Origin of the sequence: Weissella viridescens (genome assembly GCF_001437355.1) — a bacterium.
Classification (GTDB): Bacteria; Bacillota; Bacilli; order Lactobacillales; family Lactobacillaceae; genus Weissella; species Weissella viridescens.
Genome location: NZ_JQBM01000006.1, coordinates 25,223 through 50,461, shown reverse-complemented (window position 1 = coordinate 50,461; position 25,239 = coordinate 25,223). Strand labels below are relative to the sequence as shown.

Annotated in this window: 26 protein-coding genes; 20 read left to right on the top strand and 6 right to left on the bottom strand. The window is 41.0% G+C overall.

Features of this window, described 5'->3' with window-relative positions:
* Positions 1 to 219: 219 nt before the first annotated feature.
* The 7 genes from metG to IV50_RS07445 all read left to right on the top strand — a co-directional run bounded on the left by metG (position 220) and on the right by IV50_RS07445 (position 9,703).
* Positions 220 to 2,208, top strand: a complete 1,989-nt coding sequence (gene metG / locus IV50_RS07475; RefSeq protein ID WP_057747163.1) for a methionine--tRNA ligase — start codon at positions 220 to 222, stop codon at positions 2,206 to 2,208.
* Between the two features lie 80 nt (positions 2,209 to 2,288).
* Complete coding sequence (locus IV50_RS07470; RefSeq protein WP_057747161.1) at positions 2,289 to 4,433, top strand: cation:proton antiporter; 2,145 nt, start codon at positions 2,289 to 2,291, stop codon at positions 4,431 to 4,433.
* Positions 4,434 to 4,577: 144 nt separating this feature from the next.
* Complete coding sequence (locus IV50_RS07465) at positions 4,578 to 5,381, top strand: TatD family hydrolase (protein WP_057747159.1); 804 nt, start codon at positions 4,578 to 4,580, stop codon at positions 5,379 to 5,381.
* A complete protein-coding gene (gene rnmV, locus IV50_RS07460) occupies positions 5,381 to 5,947 on the top strand; it encodes a ribonuclease M5 (RefSeq protein WP_057747157.1) in 567 nt (188 codons plus the stop codon). The genes IV50_RS07465 and rnmV overlap by 1 nt, the downstream gene beginning before the upstream one ends.
* Entirely contained in the window at positions 5,944 to 6,840 is an 897-nt protein-coding gene (rsmA, locus tag IV50_RS07455; protein ID WP_057747155.1) for a 16S rRNA (adenine(1518)-N(6)/adenine(1519)-N(6))-dimethyltransferase RsmA, read from the top strand. Before rnmV ends, rsmA begins: the two co-directional genes overlap by 4 nt.
* A gap of 88 nt (positions 6,841 to 6,928) precedes the next feature.
* Positions 6,929 to 8,296, top strand: coding sequence for a hemolysin family protein (locus IV50_RS07450; protein WP_057747153.1), 1,368 nt, complete (start codon positions 6,929 to 6,931; stop codon positions 8,294 to 8,296).
* Positions 8,297 to 8,338: 42 nt separating this feature from the next.
* Entirely contained in the window at positions 8,339 to 9,703 is a 1,365-nt protein-coding gene (locus IV50_RS07445; RefSeq protein ID WP_057747151.1) for a hemolysin family protein, read from the top strand.
* 46 nt (positions 9,704 to 9,749) lie between these two features.
* On the opposite strand, the gene IV50_RS07440 is transcribed toward IV50_RS07445, so the two are convergent.
* Positions 9,750 to 10,784, bottom strand: coding sequence for a branched-chain amino acid aminotransferase (locus IV50_RS07440; RefSeq protein ID WP_057747149.1), 1,035 nt, complete (start codon positions 10,782 to 10,784; stop codon positions 9,750 to 9,752).
* A 220-nt stretch (positions 10,785 to 11,004) separates the two neighbouring features.
* Complete coding sequence (locus IV50_RS07435) at positions 11,005 to 11,238, bottom strand: Veg family protein (RefSeq protein ID WP_057747147.1); 234 nt, start codon at positions 11,236 to 11,238, stop codon at positions 11,005 to 11,007.
* 323 nt (positions 11,239 to 11,561) lie between these two features.
* On the opposite strand from IV50_RS07435, the gene IV50_RS07430 reads away from it, so the two are divergent.
* Genes IV50_RS07430 through IV50_RS07420 form a run of 3 tightly spaced genes read left to right on the top strand, consistent with a single transcriptional unit; the run spans position 11,562 to position 14,162 of the window.
* Positions 11,562 to 12,059 (top strand): deaminase, encoded by a 498-nt coding sequence (locus IV50_RS07430; RefSeq protein WP_057747145.1) that lies wholly within the window; start codon positions 11,562 to 11,564, stop codon positions 12,057 to 12,059.
* Positions 12,056 to 13,012, top strand: coding sequence for a thymidylate synthase (locus IV50_RS07425; RefSeq protein ID WP_057747143.1), 957 nt, complete (start codon positions 12,056 to 12,058; stop codon positions 13,010 to 13,012). Before IV50_RS07430 ends, IV50_RS07425 begins: the two co-directional genes overlap by 4 nt.
* A gap of 31 nt (positions 13,013 to 13,043) precedes the next feature.
* Entirely contained in the window at positions 13,044 to 14,162 is a 1,119-nt protein-coding gene (locus IV50_RS07420; RefSeq protein WP_057747141.1) for an LCP family protein, read from the top strand.
* 43 nt (positions 14,163 to 14,205) lie between these two features.
* Here the strand turns inward: IV50_RS07420 and IV50_RS07415 are convergent, their stop codons facing one another.
* On the bottom strand, positions 14,206 to 14,448 hold the full coding sequence (locus IV50_RS07415; protein WP_057747139.1) for a PspC domain-containing protein: 243 nt from the start codon (positions 14,446 to 14,448) through the stop codon (positions 14,206 to 14,208).
* 176 nt (positions 14,449 to 14,624) lie between these two features.
* Between IV50_RS07415 and IV50_RS07410 the strand changes: the two genes are divergently transcribed.
* Entirely contained in the window at positions 14,625 to 15,464 is an 840-nt protein-coding gene (locus IV50_RS07410) for an undecaprenyl-diphosphate phosphatase (RefSeq protein ID WP_057747137.1), read from the top strand.
* Between the two features lie 206 nt (positions 15,465 to 15,670).
* Here IV50_RS07410 and IV50_RS07405 read toward each other — a convergent pair whose 3' ends face one another.
* Positions 15,671 to 16,537, bottom strand: a complete 867-nt coding sequence (locus IV50_RS07405; RefSeq protein WP_057747136.1) for a YihY/virulence factor BrkB family protein — start codon at positions 16,535 to 16,537, stop codon at positions 15,671 to 15,673.
* Between the two features lie 119 nt (positions 16,538 to 16,656).
* Complete coding sequence (locus IV50_RS07400; RefSeq protein WP_057747168.1) at positions 16,657 to 17,673, bottom strand: zinc-binding alcohol dehydrogenase family protein; 1,017 nt, start codon at positions 17,671 to 17,673, stop codon at positions 16,657 to 16,659.
* A 121-nt stretch (positions 17,674 to 17,794) separates the two neighbouring features.
* Here IV50_RS07400 and IV50_RS07395 point away from each other — a divergent pair, with 121 nt between their 5' ends.
* Genes IV50_RS07395 through IV50_RS07385 form a run of 3 tightly spaced genes read left to right on the top strand, consistent with a single transcriptional unit; the run spans position 17,795 to position 19,735 of the window.
* Complete coding sequence (locus tag IV50_RS07395) at positions 17,795 to 18,157, top strand: winged helix-turn-helix transcriptional regulator (protein WP_057747134.1); 363 nt, start codon at positions 17,795 to 17,797, stop codon at positions 18,155 to 18,157.
* A 27-nt stretch (positions 18,158 to 18,184) separates the two neighbouring features.
* Complete coding sequence (locus tag IV50_RS07390) at positions 18,185 to 18,976, top strand: hypothetical protein (RefSeq protein WP_069201688.1); 792 nt, start codon at positions 18,185 to 18,187, stop codon at positions 18,974 to 18,976.
* Positions 18,977 to 19,006: 30 nt separating this feature from the next.
* Positions 19,007 to 19,735 carry a hypothetical protein gene (locus IV50_RS07385; RefSeq protein ID WP_057747132.1) on the top strand — a complete coding sequence of 243 codons (729 nt, stop codon included), beginning with the start codon at positions 19,007 to 19,009 and terminating at the stop codon, positions 19,733 to 19,735.
* Between the two features lie 80 nt (positions 19,736 to 19,815).
* Here the strand turns inward: IV50_RS07385 and IV50_RS07915 are convergent, their stop codons facing one another.
* Positions 19,816 to 19,953: a hypothetical protein gene (locus IV50_RS07915; RefSeq protein WP_162259507.1), complete on the bottom strand. Its 138-nt coding sequence runs from the start codon at positions 19,951 to 19,953 to the stop codon at positions 19,816 to 19,818.
* Positions 19,954 to 20,219: 266 nt separating this feature from the next.
* On the opposite strand from IV50_RS07915, the gene IV50_RS07380 reads away from it, so the two are divergent.
* The 6 genes from IV50_RS07380 to IV50_RS07355 all read left to right on the top strand — a co-directional run bounded on the left by IV50_RS07380 (position 20,220) and on the right by IV50_RS07355 (position 25,160).
* On the top strand, positions 20,220 to 20,498 hold the full coding sequence (locus tag IV50_RS07380) for a hypothetical protein (protein ID WP_057747130.1): 279 nt from the start codon (positions 20,220 to 20,222) through the stop codon (positions 20,496 to 20,498).
* Positions 20,499 to 20,716: 218 nt separating this feature from the next.
* Complete coding sequence (locus IV50_RS07375) at positions 20,717 to 20,989, top strand: hypothetical protein (protein WP_141324985.1); 273 nt, start codon at positions 20,717 to 20,719, stop codon at positions 20,987 to 20,989.
* Positions 20,982 to 22,289, top strand: coding sequence for a YdbT family protein (locus IV50_RS07370; RefSeq protein ID WP_057747126.1), 1,308 nt, complete (start codon positions 20,982 to 20,984; stop codon positions 22,287 to 22,289). Before IV50_RS07375 ends, IV50_RS07370 begins: the two co-directional genes overlap by 8 nt.
* A gap of 56 nt (positions 22,290 to 22,345) precedes the next feature.
* The gene (locus tag IV50_RS07365; protein WP_057747124.1) at positions 22,346 to 23,290 is read left to right on the top strand and encodes an efflux RND transporter periplasmic adaptor subunit; all 945 of its coding nucleotides are present in this window, start codon (positions 22,346 to 22,348) and stop codon (positions 23,288 to 23,290) included.
* A 12-nt stretch (positions 23,291 to 23,302) separates the two neighbouring features.
* Positions 23,303 to 23,980, top strand: a complete 678-nt coding sequence (locus IV50_RS07360; protein WP_057747122.1) for an ABC transporter ATP-binding protein — start codon at positions 23,303 to 23,305, stop codon at positions 23,978 to 23,980.
* A complete protein-coding gene (locus tag IV50_RS07355) occupies positions 23,970 to 25,160 on the top strand; it encodes an ABC transporter permease (protein ID WP_057747120.1) in 1,191 nt (396 codons plus the stop codon). The genes IV50_RS07360 and IV50_RS07355 overlap by 11 nt, the downstream gene beginning before the upstream one ends.
* The last annotated feature ends 79 nt before the right edge of the window (positions 25,161 to 25,239 follow it).

Below are 25,239 nucleotides of genomic sequence, written 5' to 3'. Positions count from 1 at the left end.
GTTGGAGGATCTCTTCCTGCGAGGATAGGACGTCGCAATGCAAACGAAAGTCGCCAGTAATGGCGGCTTTTTTGTTTATTTAGGAAACGAAATTTGATATTTTTTCATCATAGCCTTAAATTTATTGATATAATGAAGATTAGGCTTTATAAGATACTTACAATCTAAAAATAGAATAAAGGCAGCATACTCATTCGTATGCTGAAAGGTAAAGGATCAATGACAGAACCAAATACATTTTACATTACGACACCAATTTACTATCCATCTGGTAAGTTACATATTGGAAACACCTATACAACAGTGCTAGCCGATGCTGCAGCACGCTACCATCGTTTACTGGGTGATGATGTCTATTTCCTTACAGGGACCGATGAACACGGTTTGAAGATTGAACAAAAAGCAGAAAAGTTAAACATGACACCACAACAATATGTTGATGGTATGGCTGAAGATATTCAAAAGCTTTGGAAAGAATTAGACATCAGTAATGATGGCTTTATTCGCACAACCGATGAACAACATGAAAAGGCCATTCAAAAGATTTTCCAACAATTCCTTGATCAAGGGGATATTTATAAGGGAAATTATGAAGGTTGGTATTCAGTCGATGATGAAGAATACTTCACCGAGTCACAATTGGAAGAAGTTTATCGTGATGATGACGGCAAGGTGATTGGTGGAAAAGCACCATCTGGTCATGAAGTTGAACTCGTTAAGGAAGAATCTTACTTCTTCCGTATGAGCAAGTATTCAGACTGGTTGATGAACTACTATAAGGAGCACCCTGATTTTGTTGAGCCAAATTCTCGGATGAATGAGATGGTTAAAAACTTTATCGAACCAGGGTTGGAAGACCTTGCGGTAACACGTACTGCCTTTTCTTGGGGTGTTCCTATACCATCAGATCCAAAACACGTTGTTTATGTTTGGATTGATGCACTTTCAAACTATATTACGGCATTGGGCTACGGTAGTGACAACACAGAGTTGTTTGATAAGTTCTGGCCTGCAAACGTACAACTAGTTGGTAAGGAAATCGTGCGTTTCCACACAATTTACTGGCCAATTATGTTACATGCCTTAGGATTACCTGAACCAAAGAAAATTTTTGCACATGGCTGGTTAACAATGCGTGATGGAAAGATGTCAAAGTCTAAGGGAAATGTTGTGTATCCTGATACTTTGGCCGAGCGTTACGGCGTAGATGCTGTACGTTACTACCTATTACGTGCAATGCCATATGGAAACGATGGACTCTTCACTCCAGAAGACTTCGTTTCTAAGTTAAATTATGATTTGGCCAATGACCTTGGAAATCTTTTGAACCGTACGGTTGCCATGATTAACAAGTATGATGACGGAATCATTCCATCACTTGAAATTGGTTCAACTGCATTTGATGCTGACTTAGAAGAAACTGCTGCATCAGTTATTGAGAACTACAATAAGTACATGGGTGAACTTCACACATCTGATGCGCTTGCTGAAGTATGGAAGTTGATTTCACGCGCTAACAAGTACATTGATGAAACAACACCATGGACAATGGCTAAGGATCCAGAGCAAGCTAATAACTTGAGTGCAGTAATGGCACACTTGGCTGCGTCATTGCGTGTCGTTGCTATCTTGTTGCAACCTGTTTTGACAAATACGCCTAAGGCTATTTTTGAGCAACTTGGTTTGTCAGAATCTAACCTACAAATCGCAGACTTGAGTTTTGATGCCTTACCAACAGGTGGACGTGTTGTTGAAAAGGGTCAACCAATCTTCCCACGTGTTGATGTTGATGCTGAAGTAGCATACATTCGTGATGAAATGACTGGTGGTGCACCAAAGGCTGAAGCCGATGATCGCCCAGAAAAACTTGAAACAAAGCCAGAAATTGAATTTGATGATTTTGAAAAGGTCGATATTCGTGTTGGTAAGATTGAGGCGGTATCTGCAGTTGAAAAGTCAAACAAATTGTTGCGCTTCAAGCTAGATGACGGGTCAAAGAACGGACGCACCATCTTATCTGGTATGAAGAAGTTCTACCCTGAATTTGAGCAGTTAGTGGGTAAGAATGTCGCCTTTGTGGCCAACCTTAAGCCACGTAAGATGATGGGTGAACTTTCTGAAGGAATGATTCTATCTGCTGAGAAGGATGACGAAGTTACGCTAACATTCTTGCCAGATTCAATTAAGCCTGGAGCTGACTTAGGTTAATCTAATTAAATAGTTAACTAGCAGGGACTCAGACTTGAGTCCCTGTTCTACATAGAGCGTAACCCCCTTAGGAGGATCTTATGGATTTTCTATTTGTTATTTTGGTAATTATGGCTGCAATCATCATTGCCAATTTTCTCTCCCAATTAATGCCGAAAATCCCCCAAGCTTTTTGGCAAATATTGGCTGGAATTATATTAGCGCTAATTCCAGGAACACTACATCAGATTCATCTCGAACCGGATCTGTTCTTGATGTTAGTGATTGCGCCGTTGTTGTTTTATGAAGGGCAGCACACAAATGCTAGTGTGATTTCAAAAAATTTCTCAGCGATTATTCGTTTAGCAGGAATTTTAGCGATTGTCACTGTGGTTGTACTTGGCTTTACAGAACAGGCCATTATGCATTGGGTATTACCGCTGGCAGTTGCCTTGGCTGCGATTGTAACACCAACCGATGCCACAGCTTTGGATTCAGTTACCTCGACGGTCAAAATGCCGTCAGGAATTAAACGAGCGCTAAATTTGGAATCACTCTTCAATGATGCCAGTGGGCTAGTTGTTTTGGAATTGGCGTTATTGTGGTTAAATACGGGCCACTTTTCCTTCCTTGAAGGATTTAGAGAGTTTTTGATTTCAGCCTTCGGTGGTGCCGTTATTGGATTTATTTTAGGGATGTTGATTGTTTGGATGCGCCAAAATCTTTTGCGTTTTCAACTAGACGACAGCACTGCTCAAATCTTAATTCAAATTATTAGCCCGGTAGCCATTTATATTATTGCAGAACATTTCCATGTCTCAGGAATTATTGCTGTGGTTATTGCAGGTGCTGTTCATAATGAAGAACGTGCGCATATGCAGTTTATGTCTGCGCAGTTAAGTAACTTGAGTAATCAAGTCTGGGAAATGATGTCCCAGGTGTTAAATGGCATTGTGTTCGTCCTTTTGGGACTTGAACTTGTCCGTGTTGTTGAGACTTTTGTTAATACAACTGGCTATGGATGGGTACCAATGGTCGGAATGGGAATTTTGATTTATGTCATCATGGTTGTTGTCCGATTCTTATCGATGAGCTTTTCGCAAAAAGAAGATGTGGAGCGCTTTATCGATCATGGTCAACAAAAGAAAGATGCTTTTGTCTTCGCCATTGGTGGGGTCCATGGAGCCATGACTATGGCCATGGCCCTATCATTGCCATATGTCCTTAAGAATGGACAACCTTTCCCATATCGAGATAATATTTTATTGATTGCCTCAGTTGTGATTATTATTAGCTTGGTGATGCCTTTGATTGTATTGCCAAGGGTGTTGCCTGAAGTTGAGCCTGAATTTAAGACAGCTGATTTTGACAAGGCTCATCTGGAAATGGTGAGTCGCGGTATTGAAAATGTCGATCGCTCAGATGCTGATCCAAAAACAAAGCAAAATGTGACGCGTCAACTCCAAGGCCAGCTTGGTTATGGCGATGAGCAATTAGATCGCGACATCTGGCTACAAGCATCGAATCGCATTAATCGTGTAACCAATCAGGCGATTGAAGATGCGATGGATGCTGATCAATTGTCAGGTGATGCGGCTTTGTTCTACCAACGTTTATCACATAACTCACGAAACTCGGGTTGGCATGGTATTCAACATCGTGGTCGTGTTTTGTGGCACAGTATTGAACAAAGTTGGATGCACTTCGTTGACCGTCATGTTAATTCAAGTAAGCGTCAAGAACGACAAAAGCAACGAATTGAAAAGTACATCAAACGTGAGCAACGACATTTGAAGGATTTGCCGGATGATCAACGTAAATTGATGGAACAACGTATCGCAGATCAACGTAAAGTGTTGGATATGAACACGCCTGATAAACGCCAGAGTTTGCATAAGTTAAAGCAGAAACAACGTGATCGTTGGGCAGCTGCAACTAAGGAAATTCAAAATGTAACGGAACCAGCAGTCGAAGCTGATATTCGTTCACTGGAACAATCAGGTAAAAATCCCCGCTTAGCATTAGCCATGCGGAATGTGCAAGTACGTCAACAAAACGTGATGCAGAGTTCAGTTGATTCGACGGATGATGACCAAGAGGTCATGATGAATGCTCTGCAAGCTGAATTGCAGTACATCCATCAAGGTCGTGCCAAGAACACCTTAAGTTCTGGATTGGCAAAAGCGCTTTACGATGAAGTAAATGCGGCTCAAGCCCTAGTTTTGGCGATTGAAGAAGACGAATAACTTTGAAATTCAGTCGAATGTGTCATTCGGCTGTTTTTTATACATAGCATGATGACTGTTTTACGGTCAAAGCTTAAGCATGCCATCTTTTTTTGGTATGATAGTACTATTAAGATACGAGACAAAAATAAAATGAGGTAAATTATGGCGATTTATGATCCATCAAAGCGGCCAGAAGCTGCTTATGATTCACACACACATTTAAATGAAACAGAATTTAGTGAAGATGTTCCAGCCTATTGGGCGCGCGCGCGCGAATACCGCATTATGGAAATGAACGTGGTTGGTTACAATCACGTGGGAAATGCGCAAGCAATTGAAATTGCCCATGAATTGGAAGGGGTCCACGCAATTGTTGGATTCCAACCTGAAGATGTTAATGAAGTAAACGAAGCTGAGATGGCGATTTTACGTGACCAATTAAACGACGATACAGTTGTTGGGTTGGGCGAAATGGGATTGGATTACCACTGGGAAGATAACCCTGCGCCAGAAGTCCAAAAAGCAGCTTTTGCGGCACAATTGGACTTGGCCCGTGAAACACATCTGCCAGTAACTGTGCACGCGCGTGACGCATTTGATGACGTCTACGATATGTTGAAGGCGCACCACGTTGAAGAATTCGGCGGTGTCATGCATTCCTTTACTGGGGATGCCAAAGAAGTTCAACGTTTCTTAGACCTTGGGATGTACATTGGTTTCTCTGGGATGGTGACATTCAAAAAGTCCGAAGATATCAAAGCGGCCTTGCAGGTTGTGCCATTAGACCGCATTTTGGTTGAAACTGATGCGCCATTCTTAGCGCCAACACCAATGCGTGGTAAGATGAACGAACCAATGTTTACGCACTACACGCTTGAAAATATGGCTGAGCAATTGGGTATGACATATAATGAAATTGCTAAAATCACGACCGACAATGCGCATCGTTTGTGGTTGGATAAGTAATGACCAAGATTCAAGAAGTCATCGTAGTCGAAGGAAAAGCAGATACACAAGTTATCCAACAAGCAGTTGATGCTGATACTTTAGAAACAAATGGCTCAGCGCTCAATCCTGCGACATTAAAGGCAATTCAAGAAGCTGCGGAGCGACGAGGCATCATTGTCTTTACTGATCCTGATTTCAATGGAGAGCGCTTAAGGCAGCTCATTACGGATGCCGTGCCAACGGCCAAGCATGCGTTTTTAACGAAGGATGAAGCTGGTCGTCAGATTAAACATCATAGCTTGGGCATTGAGTATGCGGATGCAGTAACAATCCGGCACGCCTTAGACCAAGTTGTGACGGTGATGGAAACAGACCAACCACAGTCTGATGTCACACGCCAGGATTTGGTTCGTTTAAATTTACTGGCTGGACCACAGGCTGCCCAATTGCGCCAACAGGTCGCTGAAAAGCGCCAGTTAGGTTATGTGAACGGGAAACAATTTTTAAAGCGCTTGGGGATGTTTGGCATCACCAAGGCTGATTTAGAAGCAACGCTTCGAGAGATAAAAGAGGAAAATGCATGAATGATGTACCAGATATTGCTACGCCCGTCCGGACGCAGGCAATAATGAATCAATATGGTATTAATACCAAAAAGTCGTTGGGACAAAACTTCCTAACCGATATTAATATCTTAAAAAATATCGTCTCTGCCGGTGAAGTTAAGCCAACTGATAACGTGATTGAAATCGGGCCAGGAATTGGGGCATTGACGGAACAATTAGCACGTAATGCCAAGCAAGTGGTAGCATTTGAAATTGATGATCGCTTGATTCCAGTATTAGACCATACCATGGCCCCATACGATAATGTAAAAATTATCAATCAAGATATTCTAAGCGTTGATCTTGAAAAGACGATTCAAGAAGAATTTGATGATCCAAGTGCGCCATTGAAGTTGGTTGCAAACTTGCCATACTACATTACGACACCAATTTTGATGCAAGTTTTGCAATCAAACGTACAATTTGATGCGATTGTGGTCATGATGCAAAAGGAAGTGGCAGATCGTTTGTCAGCTGAACCAGGAACTAAGGATTATGGTTCATTAACCTTGGCTGTGACATATCGTATGAATGCAGCGCTTGCCTTCAATGTGTCAAGAACAGCATTCGTGCCAAACCCAAATGTGGATTCAGCGATTATTGTTTTGACACCTCGCGAACCGTTGACCACCGATCCAAAAGATGAAAAGAAACTCTTCCAATTGTTCAAAGTTGGATTTGCGATGCGCCGTAAGACGCTTTGGAATAATCTAATTACTGCTTTTGGTAAGACTGATGAGATGAAGGAACGTTTGACGGTAGCTTTGGATGCTGCTGACATTAGTCCGAAGATTCGAGCTGAGAAATTGACGCTTGATGACTTTATCCGTTTGCACAACGCGCTATTTGACGCCGGCGTCTATAACGGATAGAATGATAGATATATCGCTAAAATTTAGCTGATATAAATATATTGTCTATGTATGTAATTTAAATTTAAAATTCGAAAGAAGGTAGCACATGGATTCCGGTCCGTCTATAATTATTAATCTAGTTGTCATTATCGTGATTTTGGCACTTGCAGTATTGTTTACTTTAACTGAGTATTCTTTGGTTAAGGTTCGTCCCAGCGCTTTGAAGGCCTTGAAAGAGGAACAAAAAAAGCCATCAACAAAGATCGATCATGCGATTTACATGGTTGATCATTTGACTGAATATCTTTCAACGGCGCAAGTTGGGATTACATTGACTTCGCTAATTTTGGGTTGGTTAGGTGAAGGATTCATCGCCGGCTTGATTATTAGTAGTGGTCTCTTACCAGCTGAAATTGCGCATAGTTTTGCGTCAATTGCTGCCATCTTGATTTTCACCTTTATTCACGCGGTGTTTACAGATTTGGTGCCTAAAAATATTGCGATTGATGATCCAACAGGGGTTTTGCTTAAAATCGTGCGTCCAGTTATGTTCTTCCACGTGTTGTTCTACCCAATGATTTGGTTGTTCGACCGTACTGCAGCATGGGTGACAAAGATTTTGGGATATAATGCGCATCCTGATGAAGATATTTATTCACAAGCTGAAATTGTGTCACTTTCACGTGATGCTGCACAAGCTGGTGAAATTGATGAAGACGACTTGCGTTATATGCAACGTGCTTTTGAAATGAATGACAAGGTTGCTGCTGATATCATGATTGATCGGACGCAACTTGCAGTGATTGATGTAAACGCGACGATTCATGAAGCCTTAAATATGTACCTCGAGACGAAGTATTCACGAATTCCTGTTGTTGCAAACAACGACAAGGATAAGATTCTTGGTTATGTCTATTCATATGACTTGGTTCGTCAAGGACGTATTGATATGGAAGCACCAGTAAGTACCGTTTTGCGTAACTTACCAAATATTTCAGAAGATCAACCCATTACTGATATTTTGCAAGAAATGATTGATCACCGTGTCCCAATGGTCGTGGTTAAGGATGAATATGGTGGAACGTCTGGAATTGTTACCGATAAGGATATTTACGAAGAACTCTTTGGTACAGTTCGTGATGAAGTTGATGATACTATTGATAATTTAATTACCAAGTTGCGCTCCGATGATGATGGAAACATGCATTATCAAGTTTCAGGTAAGTTGAATCTAAATGACTTTGAACGTTACTTCCATGAAGATATTGGATCATTTGAGGATTCAGATAAGGTGACCTTGACTGGGTACATGTTGGATCGTTTCCCTGATCTTAGTGTAAATGAACCTAACCAAGTGGCTAATTTCGACATTACTGCTTTGGACTTCAAGGATGCTTACATTAACTATTTCGAAGTAGTGGTTTTGCCACTTACGGATGAAAATAGCTCTGATGTTCGCATTGAAGAAGAATAGTCACTTGCTACAAATGACCAATAAAGAAAGAAGGGATTTCTATTGAGTACTGCACAACTGTGGATTTCATTGATTATCATTATCATTGTGTTAATTTTTGCAGCAATCTTTGTTGCCGCTGAATTCGCCTTAGTTAAAGTTCGTCGAAGTACATTAGAAGAAATGCAAAACGAGCGTGAAAAGCCATCACGGAAAATCACGCGTACCATTAACATGGTTGATAACCTAAATGAATATCTGTCAACAACCCAAGTTGGAATTACTTTGGCTGGTTTGTTGTTAGGGTTCATGGGTGAATCAACCGTGGCCCACTTGCTTTTGAAGATGGGTATTATTCAAGAAATGACAGGCCCAAGCGCTGGTGTTATTGCCTCTGTTATCGCTTTGGTCTTGTTGACATATGTTGAAGTGGTCTTCACTGAACTTGTGCCAAAGAACGTGTCAATCGAGTTTCCGGTTAAGGTGGGACTAGCTGTATCAGGTCCTTTGAAATTCTTCCACGTGGTCTTCTACCCATTTGTCTGGTTACTCAACGTGTCAGCAAACGGGGTGACGCATTTGTTTGGTATGAAGACAGCGTCAGAAGATAGTGAAGTCTATTCTGAGGCTGAAATTTTGAGCTTGTCACGTAATGCGGCTCGTCAAGGACAGTTACAAGACGAAGATTATCTGTTGATGCAACGTGCGTTTGAAATGAACGACAAAAACGTTGTGGATATCATGATTGATCGTACTGAGATGGAAGTTGTTGATATTAACACAACCATTAAGGAAGCAGTTCAAGTGTACTTCAAGACGAAGTTCTCACGTTTGCCGGTTGTGGCCGACAACGATAAGGACAAGGTATTAGGCTACATCTTCAACTATGACTTGATGCGCCAAGCATATGCTGATGATACTGTCACAGTTCGTAAGATTCTGCGCCAAATGCCAACAGTTCCTGAAAGTATGCCTATTCAAGATGCCCTCCAAGTAATGATTTCTAAGCGTACACCAATGGTCGTTGTTAAGGATGAGTACGGTGGGACATCTGGAATTGTTACCGACAAAGATATCTACGAAGAGTTGTTTGGTACAGTTCGTGATGAAGTAGATGATGTCGCCGATGATCTTGTTGAAAAGCTTGGTTCAGACCAAGATGGAGTTATGCATTACCGTGTTTCTGGTAAGATGACTTTGTACGATTTTGAACGTTACTTTAAGACGAATTTGCGTGAGTTTGATCGTTCTGACATGGTAACGCTAACAGGTTACATGTTGGACGAAAATCCAAACGCTAGTGCTGGTAGTGAGATGCAAGTTGGTCCATTCCACTTCAAGGCCTTGCACTACAAGGATGCTTATATTAGCGACTTCGAAGTTACGAAGGAGCCTGAAGCTAAGGTTGAACCTGACGTTAAAAAATAAACAAAAAACGATACACACGACAAGCGTGTGCATCGTTTTTTTTTAGCTAATCTAGTGGTACATCGACTGCCCAGCCAGCTGGCCCAGGTTGATCTCCGAACTGAATCGCCATTAAGCGATCATAGAGCGCTTGTGTCTTTGGTCCTACTTCTGTTTCTGAATAGAAAACATGCTTCTTATCATTGTGTGTGATCGAACCAACAGGGGAGATAACGGCAGCAGTTCCCATGGCACCAGCCTCTTCAAATTGATCCAAATCGTAAATACTAATGGTTGTTTCTTCAGTTACCATACCCGCTTCTTCTGCCAACTCGAGCAGTGAATACTTGGTAATAGATGGCAAAATTGAAGGTGATTTAGGCGTGAGGAAGCGATTGTCTTTAGTGATGCCAAAGAAATTGGCTGAACCAAGTTCCTCAATATTTTCATGAAGGCGCGAATCCAAATAAACAACATCTGAATATCCTGCAGCATGCGCATTTTGTCCAGGGAGCATGGAAGCAGCATAGTTACCACCCACCTTAGCACGTCCCGTTCCGCCATGCGCGGCACGGTCGTAAGGGCTTGTCACATAGGCAGTAGGGGTTAAGCCACCTTTATAGTACGCACCAACAGGGGTTACATAAATGCTAAAGACATACTCGTCCGCTGGCTTAACGCCTACAACTGCACCTGTACCAACTAGGAAAGGGCGAATGTATAAAGTGGCGCCTGAACCATATGGTGGTACGAAATCTTGATTTGCTTTGACGACGACCTTGACTGCGTCCACAAAATCGTCTTCAGGGTATCCAGGCATGACTAAGCGTTCTGCTGATTGACGCATGCGTGCCGCATTACGGTCAGGACGGAAAATATTTACGCCGCCATCAGCACGACGATAGGCCTTCATACCTTCGAAGACTTGTTGACCGTAGTGCAGAGCTGCTGCCGCTTCGCTCATTTGAATTTGACTATCTTCAGTGATTTCACCAGGTTCCCATTGGCCGTTGCGGTAAACGGCGCGGAAACGATAGGGCAAGTCATGATAGGCGAAACCTAAATCAGACCAATCAAAATCAGCAGGAGTTGCTTTTGTCATGTGGAATACCAACTTTCTTATTTTAGATTGTTTAATTATTAGAATAAAATGATAAATTTGTCAAGAAAGGCCGCTTAATTCATAAGGCTAGATGAAAAAATCGTATTAATAAATGAGGATGCAAAAATAATTAACACAAAAAAGAACGCAAAAAAACCAGAACCAAATTTAAATTGGTTCTGGTTTTTAGTATAATAAAACAAAAGCAAATTGCTGGTGCTTAATTAAAATTAATTTCAATGTTTTCAGTTAAGACGTCAGTATAACTAAATGATGCACGATCAAATTCGTGGCCGTCTTGCTTTAAATCTAAAACAAAAACAGCAGGGAAAGTTTCACGTACAATTGCTTGATGTTCAATTGTACGATGACGACTTTCGTGGGTAATCAACGTTACCGTTTCACCAAGATGGTTATCAAGATTTTGTTTAATTTCTACTAATGATGCAGGCATAGAAACACTTCCTTTCGCGAGACAATCTCGCCTTCTCTCGACAAATGAGATCGAGACTACTTTAAGCCTGAATTTTATGTACGACAAGGCCTTTTTTTATTTTACCATAATTATGGTAAATATGAAAGGTGCTTTTTATTAAATGAATTTATTAATCTTTTTAATACAGCCTGACGCTGATTGACGGAAAAAGGTATTATTTAGAAATTTTTAGGAGCTATAAATTTGAAGACTAAAAAATCATGGTTGGGGTGTATGGAACGATTTTAATCTGGTCATGAATGCGGTATGATGGGAGTTAGAAATAAATTGAGGTGGAAAAAATGACTGAAAAGCGAATTGCCTGGCCAACCTATTTTATGTTGCAAGCAGTGATGTTAGCGTCACGTGGTACCTGTACCCGTTTACAAGTAGGAGCAGTTATTGTCAAAGACGGACGTATTATTGCCAGTGGGTATAATGGTTCAGTTTCAGGAACGCCACATTGTGATGAGGTCGGCGATTTAATGGTTGATGGTCATTGTATTCGTGCCGTTCATGCCGAACAAAATGCCTTGATGCAAATGGCTAAAATGGGGATTTCATCAGATGATGCCGAAATTTATGTCACAGATTTCCCGTGTGTATATTGTACAAAGCTACTATTACAAGCAGGGATAAAGAAAATTAATTACTTACGTAACTACCGCAACGATGATTTTGCGATGACGTTGATTGATGAAAAGCATGTTGCCTTAGAACAAGTGACGATTACAGCTGATGATATTGAAAAGTTACACTTTGAGAAATATATTGATTCAACACAAGGAGATACGGAATGAGCCAGAATGAACAAGCTTACTTGGATACCCTCCAAGATATTTTAGAAAATGGGGCTGTTAAGACAGATCGTACCGGCACTGGGACGCGTTCTGTTTTAGGGCGTCAAATGCGGTTTGATATGGCAGAAGGCTTTCCGCTTCTCACTACTAAGCGGGTACCATTTAAACTAATTAAGAGTGAGTTGTTGTGGTTCCTACAAGGAAATACCAATATTAAATTCTTGTTGGAAAATAATAATCATATTTGGGACGAATGGGCTTTTAAAAATTGGGTTGAGTCAGATAGTTATACTGGACCTGACATGTCTGATTTTGGACGTCGCTCTTTAGTCGATGAAGATTTTGCTGCCGAATATGATAAGCAACACGAGATTTTTGTCGATAAGATTTTATCGGATGATGCATTTGCGGCAGAATTTGGTGAACTTGGGGATGTGTATGGCGCACAATGGCGCCACTGGAAGAAAGTCCAGGGTGGTTTTATTGATCAAATGGCGGATGTCACCGAACAAATTAAGACGCACCCAGACTCACGTCGTCTGATTGTGACGGCATGGAATCCTGAAGCAGTGCCAACCCAAGCTTTGCCACCATGTCATGCGCTGTTCCAATTCTATGTAGCAGATGGAAAGATTAGTTTGCAATTGTACCAGCGATCAGCTGATATGTTTCTAGGGGTCCCATTTAACATTGCTTCATATTCATTGTTGTTACACATGGTAGCAGCTCAAACGGGTTATGAAGCGGGTGAATTTGTGCATACATTAGGGGATGCGCATATTTACAATAATCACGTGGACCAAGTAGAAGAACAATTAGCGCGACCAATGGCTGATTTACCTGAACTTTGGTTAAACCCAGATGTTAAATCAATTTTCGACTATACAATGGATGACATTAAAATCAAAAATTATCATCCAAGTAAGTCAATTAAGGCCCCTGTGGCTGTTTAAGATAGTAATGGAGCGAGGGGGGGCACCATGCATGTCAGATAGAAAAAAGCGACGTGTTGTCCGTGGACCACGGTACATCAAGTCAGCGTATCGTGAACGCAACATTGTGTTAGCGATAACGCTGCTCATTATGGCAATTGGGATTGGCTTTGGGGTGCATACTTTAGTCAATGCGAATCGCGCGATGAATCAAGCCTATCAGCCGGCGCATGTAAAGAAAGAGCGCAATGGTAGCAAATTATTAAAGCAACGTAAACCGTTTTCTATTTTATTAATGGGGACCGATACTGGGGAATTCGGACGTAATTATAAGGGACGAACAGATTCGTTAATGTTGGCAGTTGTGAATCCACAAAAGAAGACAACGACACTTGTGTCACTACCACGAGATAGTATTGTGGCGCCAGTAGGTTATGAGAGCGAATTTCCAGCGAAGTTAAATTCGGCCTATGAATATGGGTCAGCTAAAACGTCGATTCAGACGGTACAGCAGTGGTTAAACGTCCCGATTGACTACTACGCCATTGTGAATATGCGTGGGTTGGAACAGGTTGTGAATGAGTTGGGTGGCATTCAAGTTGCTTCGCCATTAACCTTCGAGTTTAATCCTGAAACGGCCCATAGTGATCCAGGTAATTTGTATAAATTCACCAAAGGGTCGACCCACTTTACGCACACGGGTAAGGATGATGTCACCCATTCATATGATCGGATGGATGGAAAAGCGGCGTTAGCTTTTTCACGAATGCGTTATCAAGATCCGCAGGGGGACTATGGACGTCAAGCACGGCAACGTTTAGTCATTCAAGGAATTTCAAAGAAAGCCTTGTCTAACCCGCTTCGGTTAGCTGATGCTGACTTTATTTCGGCCGTGAGCCAGTCAGTAAAGACTGATTTGTCATCACATGATATTGAACAAATTAGTGGTAATTACTTGTTAGCAGGTAAGACCATTAAAACGGGTCATTTGACTGGACAAACATACGATACAAAACGGGGATCCTCAGAATTTATTAGTAGTGAAGTAAAGCAATCGGTAACGAATCAGCTGCGTAAAGCCCTTGATTTGAAACCAGCAGAAACGGGACCTCTTTACGGTGGTGAGGTTTCTGAGACCGATCTTGCACAAAGCGGCTTACCAACACCATAAAAAAACACTGCTGAGCATAAAGCTCGGCAGTGTTTTAGTTTAATTAGATTTCGTCATCTTTGTTAGGCGTCACATCTTCACGTTCATATTGTGAGAAGTTAGGCATATCGGGCATAATCATTGCAGCGATAATATAGAAAATCACACAGGGTACAAAACCAGTGATGAACGCAATGATAACGAATAGAATACGAATGACAGTTGGATCAATGTTTAGGTAGTTGGCAACGCCACCAAGAACTCCAGCAAGGACACGGTTATCTGACTTATATAATTTCTTCTTCATAATATTTTCTCCTATTTCAATTACGATTAGTTTATACATAAAATTATACTGTACAGCGTATAACATTGCAAGGGATATTATACGCTAATTTAAAAAGAATTAAAAAAAGTGCATAAAGGTTTTGCTAGCTGTAAATTTTTGGTATGGTAATGTTAAGTAAATATAGGAGATAACTTATGATTGAACTTTTAAAGTCCTTTATTATTGGAATTGTCGAAGGAATTACTGAATTCCTACCAATTTCATCAACGGGGCATATTATTATCGCCGACTCACTAATGGGAATTCCCGGTGGTGCGGTTTGGACCAAAGCCTTCACTCACATGTATGAATATGTGATTCAACTGGGGGCGATTATGGCCGTGCTACAGCTTTATTTCAATAAGCTGAACCCATTTGCCCCCTCTAAGACGCAAGTTGAGAAGAATCAAACTTGGCGTTTGTGGTCGAAGGTTATCGTCGGAGTGTTGCCTTCAGCGATTATCGGGTTAGCCTTGAATGATTACATGGGCGACAACGTTTGGGTTGTTGCTACAATGTTGATCCTTTATGGTTTCTTGTTTATCATTATTGAAAATTACTTGTCTGACAAGCAACCATGGTTGACGGATTTGAATGCTATGAGTTACAAGATGGCATTATTCATTGGATTCTTCCAAGTGCTAGCCATCATCCCAGGAACATCACGTTCAGGGGCAACTATCTTAGGGGCTTTGCTCTTAGGTGCCTCACGTTTCGTGGCAACAGAATTCTCATTCTTCATGAGTATTCCAATGATGTTCGGTATCGCAATCTTGAAGCTTGGTAGTTACTTCCTCAAGGGTGGTAGCTTTACCATGATTCAATCTGGGGTACTGTTTGTTGGATTCATGGTTTCATGGGTTGTTGCATATATCGCCATTAAGTTCTTGCTTGATTATGTTAAGAAGAACGACTTTAAGGCCTTTGGATACTACCGAATTGCGGTTGGTATTTTAGTTATCGCCTTGATCTTAGTTGGTGTTATTAAAGCTTAATTAAACGAAAACCCCTACCACTGGCAGGGGTTTTTCTTTTCGCAAAATAGTGCAAAAAAAACACCAGGTGGATTCCTGGTGTTTTTTATAGGAGTAGGTTTATGAAAAAAGTATGGGTTGCTTTTCTCTTAATTAGGTATGAATATAATATAACGCCGTTAGCTTAAACATTTGATAAGCAGGGCTGAAACGGAACTTAAATTTTGTTACTTCACGCGGGCTTGGAATGGTGAACGCCGTCGTAATGAGGTTCCGGGCCAAAAATCATTTAAAATAGCTGTAATAATCGTACAGATATTACTAATCAAGGCCATGAAATTTAACCAGAGCATGGCGACAATCACCGAACCAATGGCCTGATAAAAAGAATAAGCTTTTGCGATGATTGAAACATAAGCACTGAAAGCTTGAGTTAAGAGCATGAACGCTGATACTTCGAGGAATGTTCCCAACAGCGCCCAAGGTAGCCAGGGCTTTTTGGCAGGCAACAACCAATTGAAAAGACTAACACCAATGAAAAGTCCAATTGCAACGATGTACGGTCGCGTTGCGTTAATGTGGTTAATCGTTGATTGTCTGATTGGTAGAGCATCAAGAATATTTGAACCGAAGGCGGCAAACATTAACAAGGCAGCGATAATTCCAAGAATTAAAATAAGCCAGAAGAAAGAAACAAACTGGTCAATAATGGCGATATGTTTTGGTTTGACCCCATAAATAGTATTTTGCGAAATGCGAATGGATGCAACCATGCGGGACATTGTCCAGAGCATAACGACTAAGGAAATTGAAAAACCGCCTAACCCGTGTTGCGTTAGAATTGATTTAATAATAGGACGGACAATCGTTAAAGCGGATGGTGGCAGTGAGTGATTGAGAAAATGCATCACGTTATTTAAACTTAAATTGAGGATTGATAGTAAATTACCAGCGACAATTAGCGTTGGTAGGATGGCGAGGAGGGCATAGTAGGTAATTGCGGCACTCGAATAACCCAAGTAGATGCGTGTGCAATAATCGACGATTGTTTGCATGGCTGAGCTATTCATGAATTTTTTCATATATTTCCGCATACTCGTTATCCCTCCCGCGCACTGTTATCATACTATTCTATACGAAAATAGAGCGTAAATAAATACAGGATACCTGAATCAAATAAGGCGTCCCAAATAAGGGACGCCGTTTATTTAAATTACGACCAAGCAGTTAGGCTTACTTTACCGACCATATGGCCAGATTCAACATCAGCATGCGCTTTCCGCATATTCTGAGCGTTAATAGGATGATAATACACAGTATCTATTGGTTGGAGCGCTTTGTCGTTATATAACTGGGCAATATGATCCAAAATATCATGTTGTGTAATCATGTTCTCAGTTTGGTAATATGACTTGCTATACATCCATTCCCAAGCAAACGTTGCACGTTTCTTGGTTAAAGCTTGTAAGTCAATTAAACGATGATTTTCAGTTGTTGCCGCAATCATCCCGTCGGGGCGAATTAATTCAGCAATTTCTTGCCAATGAGCATCCAAATTATTTAGATTCAAAATATAATCAACATTTTTAAAACCTAGGGCGCGTACTTGCTTAACTAAATCTTGATGGTGGTCAACCACGTAATCTGTACCAAGTTGGTTAACCCAATCGATTGAAGCGGGTTTAGAGGCTGTTGCAATGACAGTCAAACCAGCTAACTTAGCGAGTTGCACAGCCATTGAGCCGACACCACCAGATCCATTGATGATTAAGATACTTTCACCTTGGTGTGAGGTGAAGTCTAAATGCATTTTTTCAAATAAAGCTTCATAAGCTGTTAAACCCACCAGCGGAATGGCAGCAGCTTGTTGATCGGTTAATTTTTGGGGAGCATGACCAACAATGCGTTCATCGATGGTTTGAAATTCTTCATCACTACCAGCTTTTGTAAATTCGCCAGCATACCAAACGCGATCGCCTGGAGTAAACAAAGTAACCTCAGGACCAACGGCTGTGACCGTGCCGACTGAATCCCAACCAATAATTTTAGGGTGTGCTAATTTGTTTTTACGGCCCCCCTTACGAACGCCTGTATCCACGGGGTTAACAGAAACACCTTGTACTTGGACAAGTAAGTCATGGGCCCCTGGTGTGAGGATGGGGATTGTTACGTCTTCAAAACTAGCAGGGTCTGTAATAGGTAAATGTTGGTAGAAACCAACAGCTTTCATTGAATTATTCATATCATACCTCCTGACAACTCATATACTACACCTATTTAAATGAATGGGAAGAGGTGAATTATTGTGCACCCCGTTTAAAATGGTATGATAGAGTAGCGGAGGTAATATGATGCGTAAATTATATGATTGCGATGTGGGTTGTCCAGTACAAAACACTTTACAGTTTATTGCCGGTAAATGGAAAAGTGTGATTTTGTATCATTTATTTGAGAATACGGTGTTACGCTTTTCTGAATTACAGGAAAAATTACCATATGTTTCCAAACGCATGTTAGCCAAACAATTGGCAGAACTAGAGGATGATGGGGTCATTCATAAAACAGTCTATCCGGTTGTACCGGTTAAGACGGAGTATCGGGTGACCAACTTTGGCGCAACCCTTAAGCCAGTTATTCAGGCAATGGCCGTTTGGGGCGAGAATTATGCCGATAAGGTACATTCCCGAACCAATGATGGTGCAGATGAATCATAAATAAATTAGGAATTATGGAGTTGGGAAATGAAAAAGAAACAGGTTTGGTTAGTTATTTTAGGGCTAGTTGTTTTATTGGGAGGGTCAATTTTTGCAGGTGCTGCCTTTGCAAAGCATCACGTGCAAAAAGTTGAAATGTCAGCTTCAAGCTCAAGTTTGGCTGCCAAAGAACGTTCAATGTCAGAATCATCACGGCAGGCAAAGAAAGCATCATCGGAATCTGAGGCGCAAGCATCCGCGGATTCATCAACAATGTCGAGTGAGAGCCATACCAATAAGTCATCCGTGAATTTAACAGCGGCGCAAGCTGAAAAAATCAATCAAGCTTTCAATAACTGGGCTGGTGAACGGGCCAAGATAGGTCACATGGCTGTAACTGATTGGTATTTTGATCATGGTGCTGCTGGTCGTGGTGATTGGTATGCAGATTCTCCTGATGGTGAAATTCAAGTGCAAAATCAAGACAATCCAGGAAAAGCTGGGTTTAAAATCCATTCACTTGGTGGCTGTGTCTTTTATAAGTCAAAATCAGGCAAGATTGGTCAACAAGATCTTTCAGCCGAAAGTTCAATGGCTGGCAACTACTCTGTGGATATGAATTTTGATAAGCCAATCTCTAAGTATCTCCTTGGTGATAATGGTGTCGTCTATGAACTGAAGTTAGGTAATGGTAGTCCAGCTTCAACCAATATTGGATTTGGTGAATATGATGATGATGGTGAATATATTTCAGAATATGCCCCAGACGAGACGTTCCAAGTTTCTGAAGATGCAGCAGCCCAGGCTGAGTTGAAGGCTTTAATTGCCCAATACCAGTAAACATAAATTGAGCGACAGGAGTATGAAAAAATGAATGAACGAGAAGTAATTGCAGCATTTGAAAAATTGTATGGTCGTCAGCCAACGGCGGGTGAACTTGCTGAATTAATGCAAAACCAACAACAAAATGTCGATGAACTAGCGAGTGATGAAACACCTGCTACACGCGTGGCTAAGTATGATCAAACGCATAATGTTGTAGAAACGCCTGAAACTAAAGTGGCGCCGGAAGTGGCAGATAATCAACCAGAAGTCATTGTTGAACAGCCAATCACGCAACCTCGTGGTCGTCGTTCACGAACAAGTGTGATTGGCTTCATCATTGGGTTTGTGGATTTATTAGCACTATTTACCTTGCCATTTTTGCAAATCGATTTACCAAATACGGATGAACGAACGATTCGTCTGTATGATTTTTTGAATAATTCGAGTGCATATTTAACAACAATTGGCATTGATGCGCATAAGATTACACTCTTGATGTATATTTTGATGATTTGCCCAATTCTTTATATGTTGTTGCAATTAATTCGTAGCTATATTGCTAAGGCAGTTGCCATGTTAATTGCCATTGTTGATTTTGGGGTTATTGTTTATGCGATTGTTATGGTATATCAAGAACTGCAAAACTCAATTGTGGGGAGTTTAAATATTGATTATTCACAATTCCTCGCGGTTGGTTTCTGGGTTGTTTTGGTTATGCCAATTATTATGTTCATTTGGAGTTTAATCACCTTGCCTGGAAAGAAAATTCGTTAAATCAGGGTTGAAATGAAAAAAGGATCATCACAAAAGTGATGATCCTTTTTTTAGCTGGTGATACTTTATGAAGTAAGGGGTTAGTGGCGCCGCTTTCGAGTGCGTCGTTTTAGTTGTTTTTCAATCCAAGCAATGCTGAAGCCTTCGCTAATCCAACGCATAATCAATCGGTAGAATCTCATACCATATTTTCGAGCTAATCGTAAAGCAATTCCCATATATAATTCCTCCTCAAATGTGTTTTGTCATTACCAGCTATGTTTTAAGTTTAGGAAAAGGAATGACGTAAAAATATGCTTGAAATTTAAAAAAGTTGTTCATGCTTGGCGGTTCAACGAATTTAAAAATAAGGTATCGATTAAAATATGAATATACTTAAATTTTATTTATAACCAGAGTGAAAATAATTTCTTTTCATTTGACAAAAAAGTCCGGTTTTTATAAAGTTGAGTTGGATTTAGGATAAGAGAGGGAGTGATATGAGATGGAAAGGTGGATTAGGTATTTAAGTGAGCAGGAGTTGCAACTGATAAGAGAATTTATTGAAGTGGATTTTAAAATTAACCATTATCAAAAAAAGAGCGGGGAGTCTTACTTTGTGGCAAAAAAGAAACTTAACTTGATACGGCAAAAAATCGCCACATCACAAAATAAGGCTGAGTTTAAAGAGTATTTAGATTTCTTGGTATACGAAAAGGTAATTCGACCATCAATTGCTGAAGTTATCTATAAAAAACATTTAGCAGAAATTGGGGAATTATGAAGTAAGGGGGAAATATGGAAACGCAACAGGAGTGGCAGTCAACACGTAAGTACTGGTTTTATACCATGGGGGCGATATTGAGCGTAGACGGTTGCCTATTAGCCGGGCTTCTTTTAGGACGACACTTGTTACAATTGAATTCAAATTGAGATAAGTGGATATGGGGAATATTTTTCGTTGGACTGTTTTTTGAGTATCTTCATCAACGTAATTATTACATGACAGCACGCTTACATATGGATCATGAAAGGCAGCATTTTAAGTTAGAGCGTGGTCGCGTGGTTAAATGTAAAACATGGATACCGTACGCTCGTGTATATGGGATCACGCAACAAACGCATATGATTAAGCAATATTTACATATTTGTGATGTAGAAATTCAAACCGCCGCTCGTTGTTTTGCCTTACACGGGATATCAGAGCGTGAGGCATGCCACTTGATTGCCTACTTCAATGCAGAGGTTAAAAACATGGAGTTAGAAAATGAATAAGCAAGCAAAAGCATTTTTCCTCATCAAGGGTGAACAAGTGCTGTTGGATGTCTTGTTTTTGATACCAATGTGCCAAGTGTTCATTCACGCCCTGCATCGTCCAGATTTGGCTGTTCCAATATGGTGCATCTTTGTCCTGTATCAAGTTATTGCCATTGGCTTAACGTATCAACACACCACTTATCAAATAAAAACATCAAGTATCCGCATTTGTTATGGCTGCTTTGAACACAGGTCATTTGAACTGAACCAAAAACAAGCTCTAGTGAATTATCGCATCGAGCAAAACTGGTTACAGCAGTTATTAAACGTTTCAGGGCTGACGCTATATTTTAAAAATGGTGGTGATGAAACACAGGTCACTTTCTGTGCTTTGAAAAAGACAGAAGTCGAGCAACTTGAGCTAGTGTTAAACCATCTTCAAACGCAAGTAGTCACTGATGCAGCAACAGGCGTACAGATGGCGTCAGGCGTTACACCAAAAAGATTAATTGTAACTGGCTTATTGTCTGCAAACTATTTACTGATGGTACCAGTTTTGATGGATCTAGCACAAATGCGGGACTGGGTTGCGATGCATGCCGGCATCAATATACCACTAAATGGTTGGATGATTGCGCTGCTACTAATATTAATGCCCGGATGGTCAATCGGCATGCAGTATTTCAAGTATGCAAAATTCAAATTAATGGTGCATGCGGACCATTTTGCTATTAGTAATGGGTGGCTCGAGCGTGATTGTAATGTACTGAGTCGAGATGATGTTATGGGGATTAAAATTGAGCAGTCTTTAGGCTTGCGTCTGTTACGTCTTTATCAAGTGTCAGCGATTTTAAATGACCCTGCAGCTGATACGCAAACAAAGTGCTTGTTAATACCACTAGCATCACAACATCAGGTGCGGACATGGGTCGATGATCAGTTTGGAATTGCCTTCGACCAACCCAATATCTTTTCAAATCCACCGAAGCGAGACCAACTTATCTGGGCGGTTGGCGTCGGTAGTTGCCTACTGGCCTGCATCGCAGGATTATATCAGCTTATCCAGTTTAGTTGGATTTGGTTATTGGTATTAGGTATCGCGCCGCTGTTGCGTCCATTTTTGACACAAATTGAGAAATCTAACCTAGAGTTCCTTAGAGTTCAAGTGGGGTATATTAATCGCAGTTGTTATTGTTTACCACCACAAATTATGGGGTCAGAAACGCAATTCAAGTTGGCAAACTATGCACAACTTAATATTTGTCGAACGGATCAAAATCCAGCATTACGGTTTATTGCCGTTGAAGCCTTAGGATAATCAGGTAAACTGTAAGCATAGGACGTTTTATCGTATTTCTTGGGAGGAATCAGGGTATGTTTAAAAAAGCATTTAAGGGTAAAAAGCGACGCCTTATTTTAGCGGTAATTGTGTTGGTAGTGGTGGTGATGGGGATTATCATGGCATTATCAAAGCCGCAGAAAGCTAAGGACGAATCAAAGGAAGCCACCGTTCATCCAATACAGGTTCAACCAATTAGTGAATCTGGCGTTGTAAAGGCACGCCATCAGCAGGAAATTTCAGTGCCTGAGGGAGCAAAGGTCAATCTGTATGTTAATGACGGAGCCAATGTAAGTGCTGGCGATGTTTTGGGAATCGCAACAAATCAGCAGGATTTGGCGGAGGCAACGAATCAAGTTAGCCAATTACAGACGCAAATTGCGAACGCACAACAAAAGGGTAACGATACTGGAGATTTACAATCTGAATTGACGGATGCACAACGTAAGATAAATCGTGCCACAAAAAATATTGTGGCACCTTATGATGGCATGCTTTCGATTGATGATACGGATACCAACAACGTCAAAATAGTCATTGACTCAGTTGATAAATATATTGCATCAAGTGTGACGGATTTTGACTACGATAATTTGGCAACCGGGGCTGTCGCCCAAGTTGCGACAAATTCTGGAGCAACAACGTCAACTGAAAAAATCACCTTTATCTCACAAATTGCTAAGACGAGCGGTAAGGTGACGACTTACGATTTCAAAACAACGGCTGCTGCCGAGTACCGTGTTGGACAACAGGTGACGCTTAAGATTAAGCAAGATAAAGTAGCCTTACCAGCTTCCGCAGTTAAAAAAGAAAACGGGCAAACATATGTCTATTTAGTTCAAGGTGGCCGAGCCCATAAACATCAACTGCCAGTGCAGAAATCTGGGGCCAGCTATATTGTGGACGACACGGATTTAAGTTCGACCGCAACAATTGTTAAGGCGCCTGGAACGCGTAACCTTGATGGCAAAAAGATTTAGGGGGCGCACCAGATGTTAGAGTTAAAGCAAATCAATAAATTTTTTATGCATGGTAAGGAAAAACAACATGTTCTCAAAGATATTAGTATCACGATTAATGATGGTGAGTTTGTTGCGATTATGGGACACTCTGGGTCAGGGAAGTCGACTTTATTGAACATTATTGGTTTGTTGGATCGTGATTTTTCAGGGAGCTACTTGCTCAATGGTCGAGATACGCGAGCCTTGAGCAAGAAACAATACACGCGCTTTCGAAATGAAAATGTTGGTTGGGTTTTTCAAAATTTTAAGCTGATTGACAATATGACGGTGGCGGATAATGTCGGTTTACCATTGCAATATCAAGGAAAGCCGCACAAAGAAATTCGGCGGATTGTGGAAGATGTTCTGGCACAGGTTGGCATTTTAGATAAGGCGGATACTTATCCTAAATTATTGTCCGGTGGGCAACAACAGCGCGTGGCGATTGCACGTGCGATTGTGACGAATCCAAATATCGTGATTGCTGATGAACCAACGGGGGCGTTAGATAGTGCGACGACTATAGAAATTATGGATGTTTTTAGGCGCTTAAATGCTGCTGGGACGACATTGATTATTGTGACGCACGACGCTTCGGTGGGTGAACAAGCGGAACGGTTAATCAAAATCTTGGACGGGCAAGTGATGGGAGCTGATTATGAGATTTAGAGAGACAATTATCACGGCTTTTCAATCTCTTAAAATGAACCCGAAACGTTCCTTTATGACCATCATTGGGATTGTCATTGGAATTGCCTCTGTCATCACGATTATGGCAATTGGAAATGGGGTTAATCAAATGGCTAAGTCGCAATTTAAAACGTCGAAAAGTGGGGAGTTGAAGGCTCAAATAGACTTTACAAGTGATACTGATGCAGGTGTTAATGGCTTTACCCAAGCGGACGTAAGTTTCCTGCGGAGTAGTGAAATTGATCCGGATATTACCGATGCTAAAATTTCGACTTTATCCGGCGACTATGGGAGTGATTTTGGTAGTCTTAATGGGGATGAGAGCGAATTAGACTTTACCGTAGCTCGCAAACGCAGCGGCGGTCCCGACCTTGATAGTGGACACTACTTTAGTCAGTCGGATTTAGACGTGGGGCAGAACAACATGTTGATTAGTAAGGGACTAGCGAAACGATATTTTGGATCTCCAGAAAATGCGCTCGGCAAATCGGTAACATTGGGGAATTACGCCTACACCGTGATTGGGACATTTACAACGGATGATACGTATCAAAGTGACACGATCATTCCGTACAACGCTTACTTGAAAGAAAACAATACGACTGGGTCAATTATGACGCTCAATGTCAAAAAGGGAGCAAACCCACAGAAAATTGGCCGTAAGGCAGAAAAGTTACTCAAAAAGAACGGGGCGAACCGCCAAAATGGGACCTATGAGTACGAGGACAATAATAAGTGGATTGGACAAATTAGTAAGGTGTTGAACGGGATTACTTTCTTTGTGACAGCCGTGGCGGGAATTTCACTATTTATTGCTGGAATTGGTGTTATGAATATGATGTACATTTCTGTCTCAGAACGTACCCAGGAAATCGGGATTCGTTTAGCTGTTGGAGCGACAGAAGCGAATATTCGTAACCAATTTTTGATTGAAGCCATCATTTTGACGGTGACCGGTGGATTGATTGGATTGGTGTCAGGTTATCTGATTGCTTCAGGAGCTGTGAAGGTGATTCCAGGGAATATGCATATCAAAGCAGTGATTACCTTGCGGGATGTGGTGTTCGCAATTGGTGTGTCAACGATTGTTGGTGTTATTTTTGGTTGGTTACCGGCCAAGCAAGCGGCCAATAAAAATTTAATTGATATCCTTAGATAAAACCGACCAGTCAGTTAGCTGACTGGTTTTTTTGTGGTTTAACTAGATATGCTGTACCTTAAAATTAAAGTGGTATAAT

Bases quoted from the DNA above. Each gene is read 5' to 3' on its own strand.
- metG (WP_057747163.1), top strand. From the start codon at position 220: ATGACAGAACCAAATACATTTTACATTACGACACCAATTTACTATCCA.
- IV50_RS07470 (WP_057747161.1), top strand. From the start codon at position 2,289: ATGGATTTTCTATTTGTTATTTTGGTAATTATGGCTGCAATCATCATT.
- IV50_RS07465 (WP_057747159.1), top strand. From the start codon at position 4,578: ATGGCGATTTATGATCCATCAAAGCGGCCAGAAGCTGCTTATGATTCA.
- rnmV (WP_057747157.1), top strand. From the start codon at position 5,381: ATGACCAAGATTCAAGAAGTCATCGTAGTCGAAGGAAAAGCAGATACA.
- rsmA (WP_057747155.1), top strand. From the start codon at position 5,944: ATGAATGATGTACCAGATATTGCTACGCCCGTCCGGACGCAGGCAATA.
- IV50_RS07450 (WP_057747153.1), top strand. From the start codon at position 6,929: ATGGATTCCGGTCCGTCTATAATTATTAATCTAGTTGTCATTATCGTG.
- IV50_RS07440 (WP_057747149.1), bottom strand. From the start codon at position 10,784: ATGACAAAAGCAACTCCTGCTGATTTTGATTGGTCTGATTTAGGTTTC.
- IV50_RS07435 (WP_057747147.1), bottom strand. From the start codon at position 11,238: ATGCCTGCATCATTAGTAGAAATTAAACAAAATCTTGATAACCATCTT.
- IV50_RS07430 (WP_057747145.1), top strand. From the start codon at position 11,562: ATGACTGAAAAGCGAATTGCCTGGCCAACCTATTTTATGTTGCAAGCA.
- IV50_RS07425 (WP_057747143.1), top strand. From the start codon at position 12,056: ATGAGCCAGAATGAACAAGCTTACTTGGATACCCTCCAAGATATTTTA.
- IV50_RS07420 (WP_057747141.1), top strand. From the start codon at position 13,044: ATGTCAGATAGAAAAAAGCGACGTGTTGTCCGTGGACCACGGTACATC.
- IV50_RS07415 (WP_057747139.1), bottom strand. From the start codon at position 14,448: ATGAAGAAGAAATTATATAAGTCAGATAACCGTGTCCTTGCTGGAGTT.
- IV50_RS07410 (WP_057747137.1), top strand. From the start codon at position 14,625: ATGATTGAACTTTTAAAGTCCTTTATTATTGGAATTGTCGAAGGAATT.
- IV50_RS07405 (WP_057747136.1), bottom strand. From the start codon at position 16,537: ATGCGGAAATATATGAAAAAATTCATGAATAGCTCAGCCATGCAAACA.
- IV50_RS07400 (WP_057747168.1), bottom strand. From the start codon at position 17,673: ATGAAAGCTGTTGGTTTCTACCAACATTTACCTATTACAGACCCTGCT.
- IV50_RS07395 (WP_057747134.1), top strand. From the start codon at position 17,795: ATGCGTAAATTATATGATTGCGATGTGGGTTGTCCAGTACAAAACACT.
- IV50_RS07390 (WP_069201688.1), top strand. From the start codon at position 18,185: ATGAAAAAGAAACAGGTTTGGTTAGTTATTTTAGGGCTAGTTGTTTTA.
- IV50_RS07385 (WP_057747132.1), top strand. From the start codon at position 19,007: ATGAATGAACGAGAAGTAATTGCAGCATTTGAAAAATTGTATGGTCGT.
- IV50_RS07915 (WP_162259507.1), bottom strand. From the start codon at position 19,953: ATGGGAATTGCTTTACGATTAGCTCGAAAATATGGTATGAGATTCTAC.
- IV50_RS07380 (WP_057747130.1), top strand. From the start codon at position 20,220: ATGGAAAGGTGGATTAGGTATTTAAGTGAGCAGGAGTTGCAACTGATA.
- IV50_RS07375 (WP_141324985.1), top strand. From the start codon at position 20,717: ATGACAGCACGCTTACATATGGATCATGAAAGGCAGCATTTTAAGTTA.
- IV50_RS07370 (WP_057747126.1), top strand. From the start codon at position 20,982: ATGAATAAGCAAGCAAAAGCATTTTTCCTCATCAAGGGTGAACAAGTG.
- IV50_RS07365 (WP_057747124.1), top strand. From the start codon at position 22,346: ATGTTTAAAAAAGCATTTAAGGGTAAAAAGCGACGCCTTATTTTAGCG.
- IV50_RS07360 (WP_057747122.1), top strand. From the start codon at position 23,303: ATGTTAGAGTTAAAGCAAATCAATAAATTTTTTATGCATGGTAAGGAA.
- IV50_RS07355 (WP_057747120.1), top strand. From the start codon at position 23,970: ATGAGATTTAGAGAGACAATTATCACGGCTTTTCAATCTCTTAAAATG.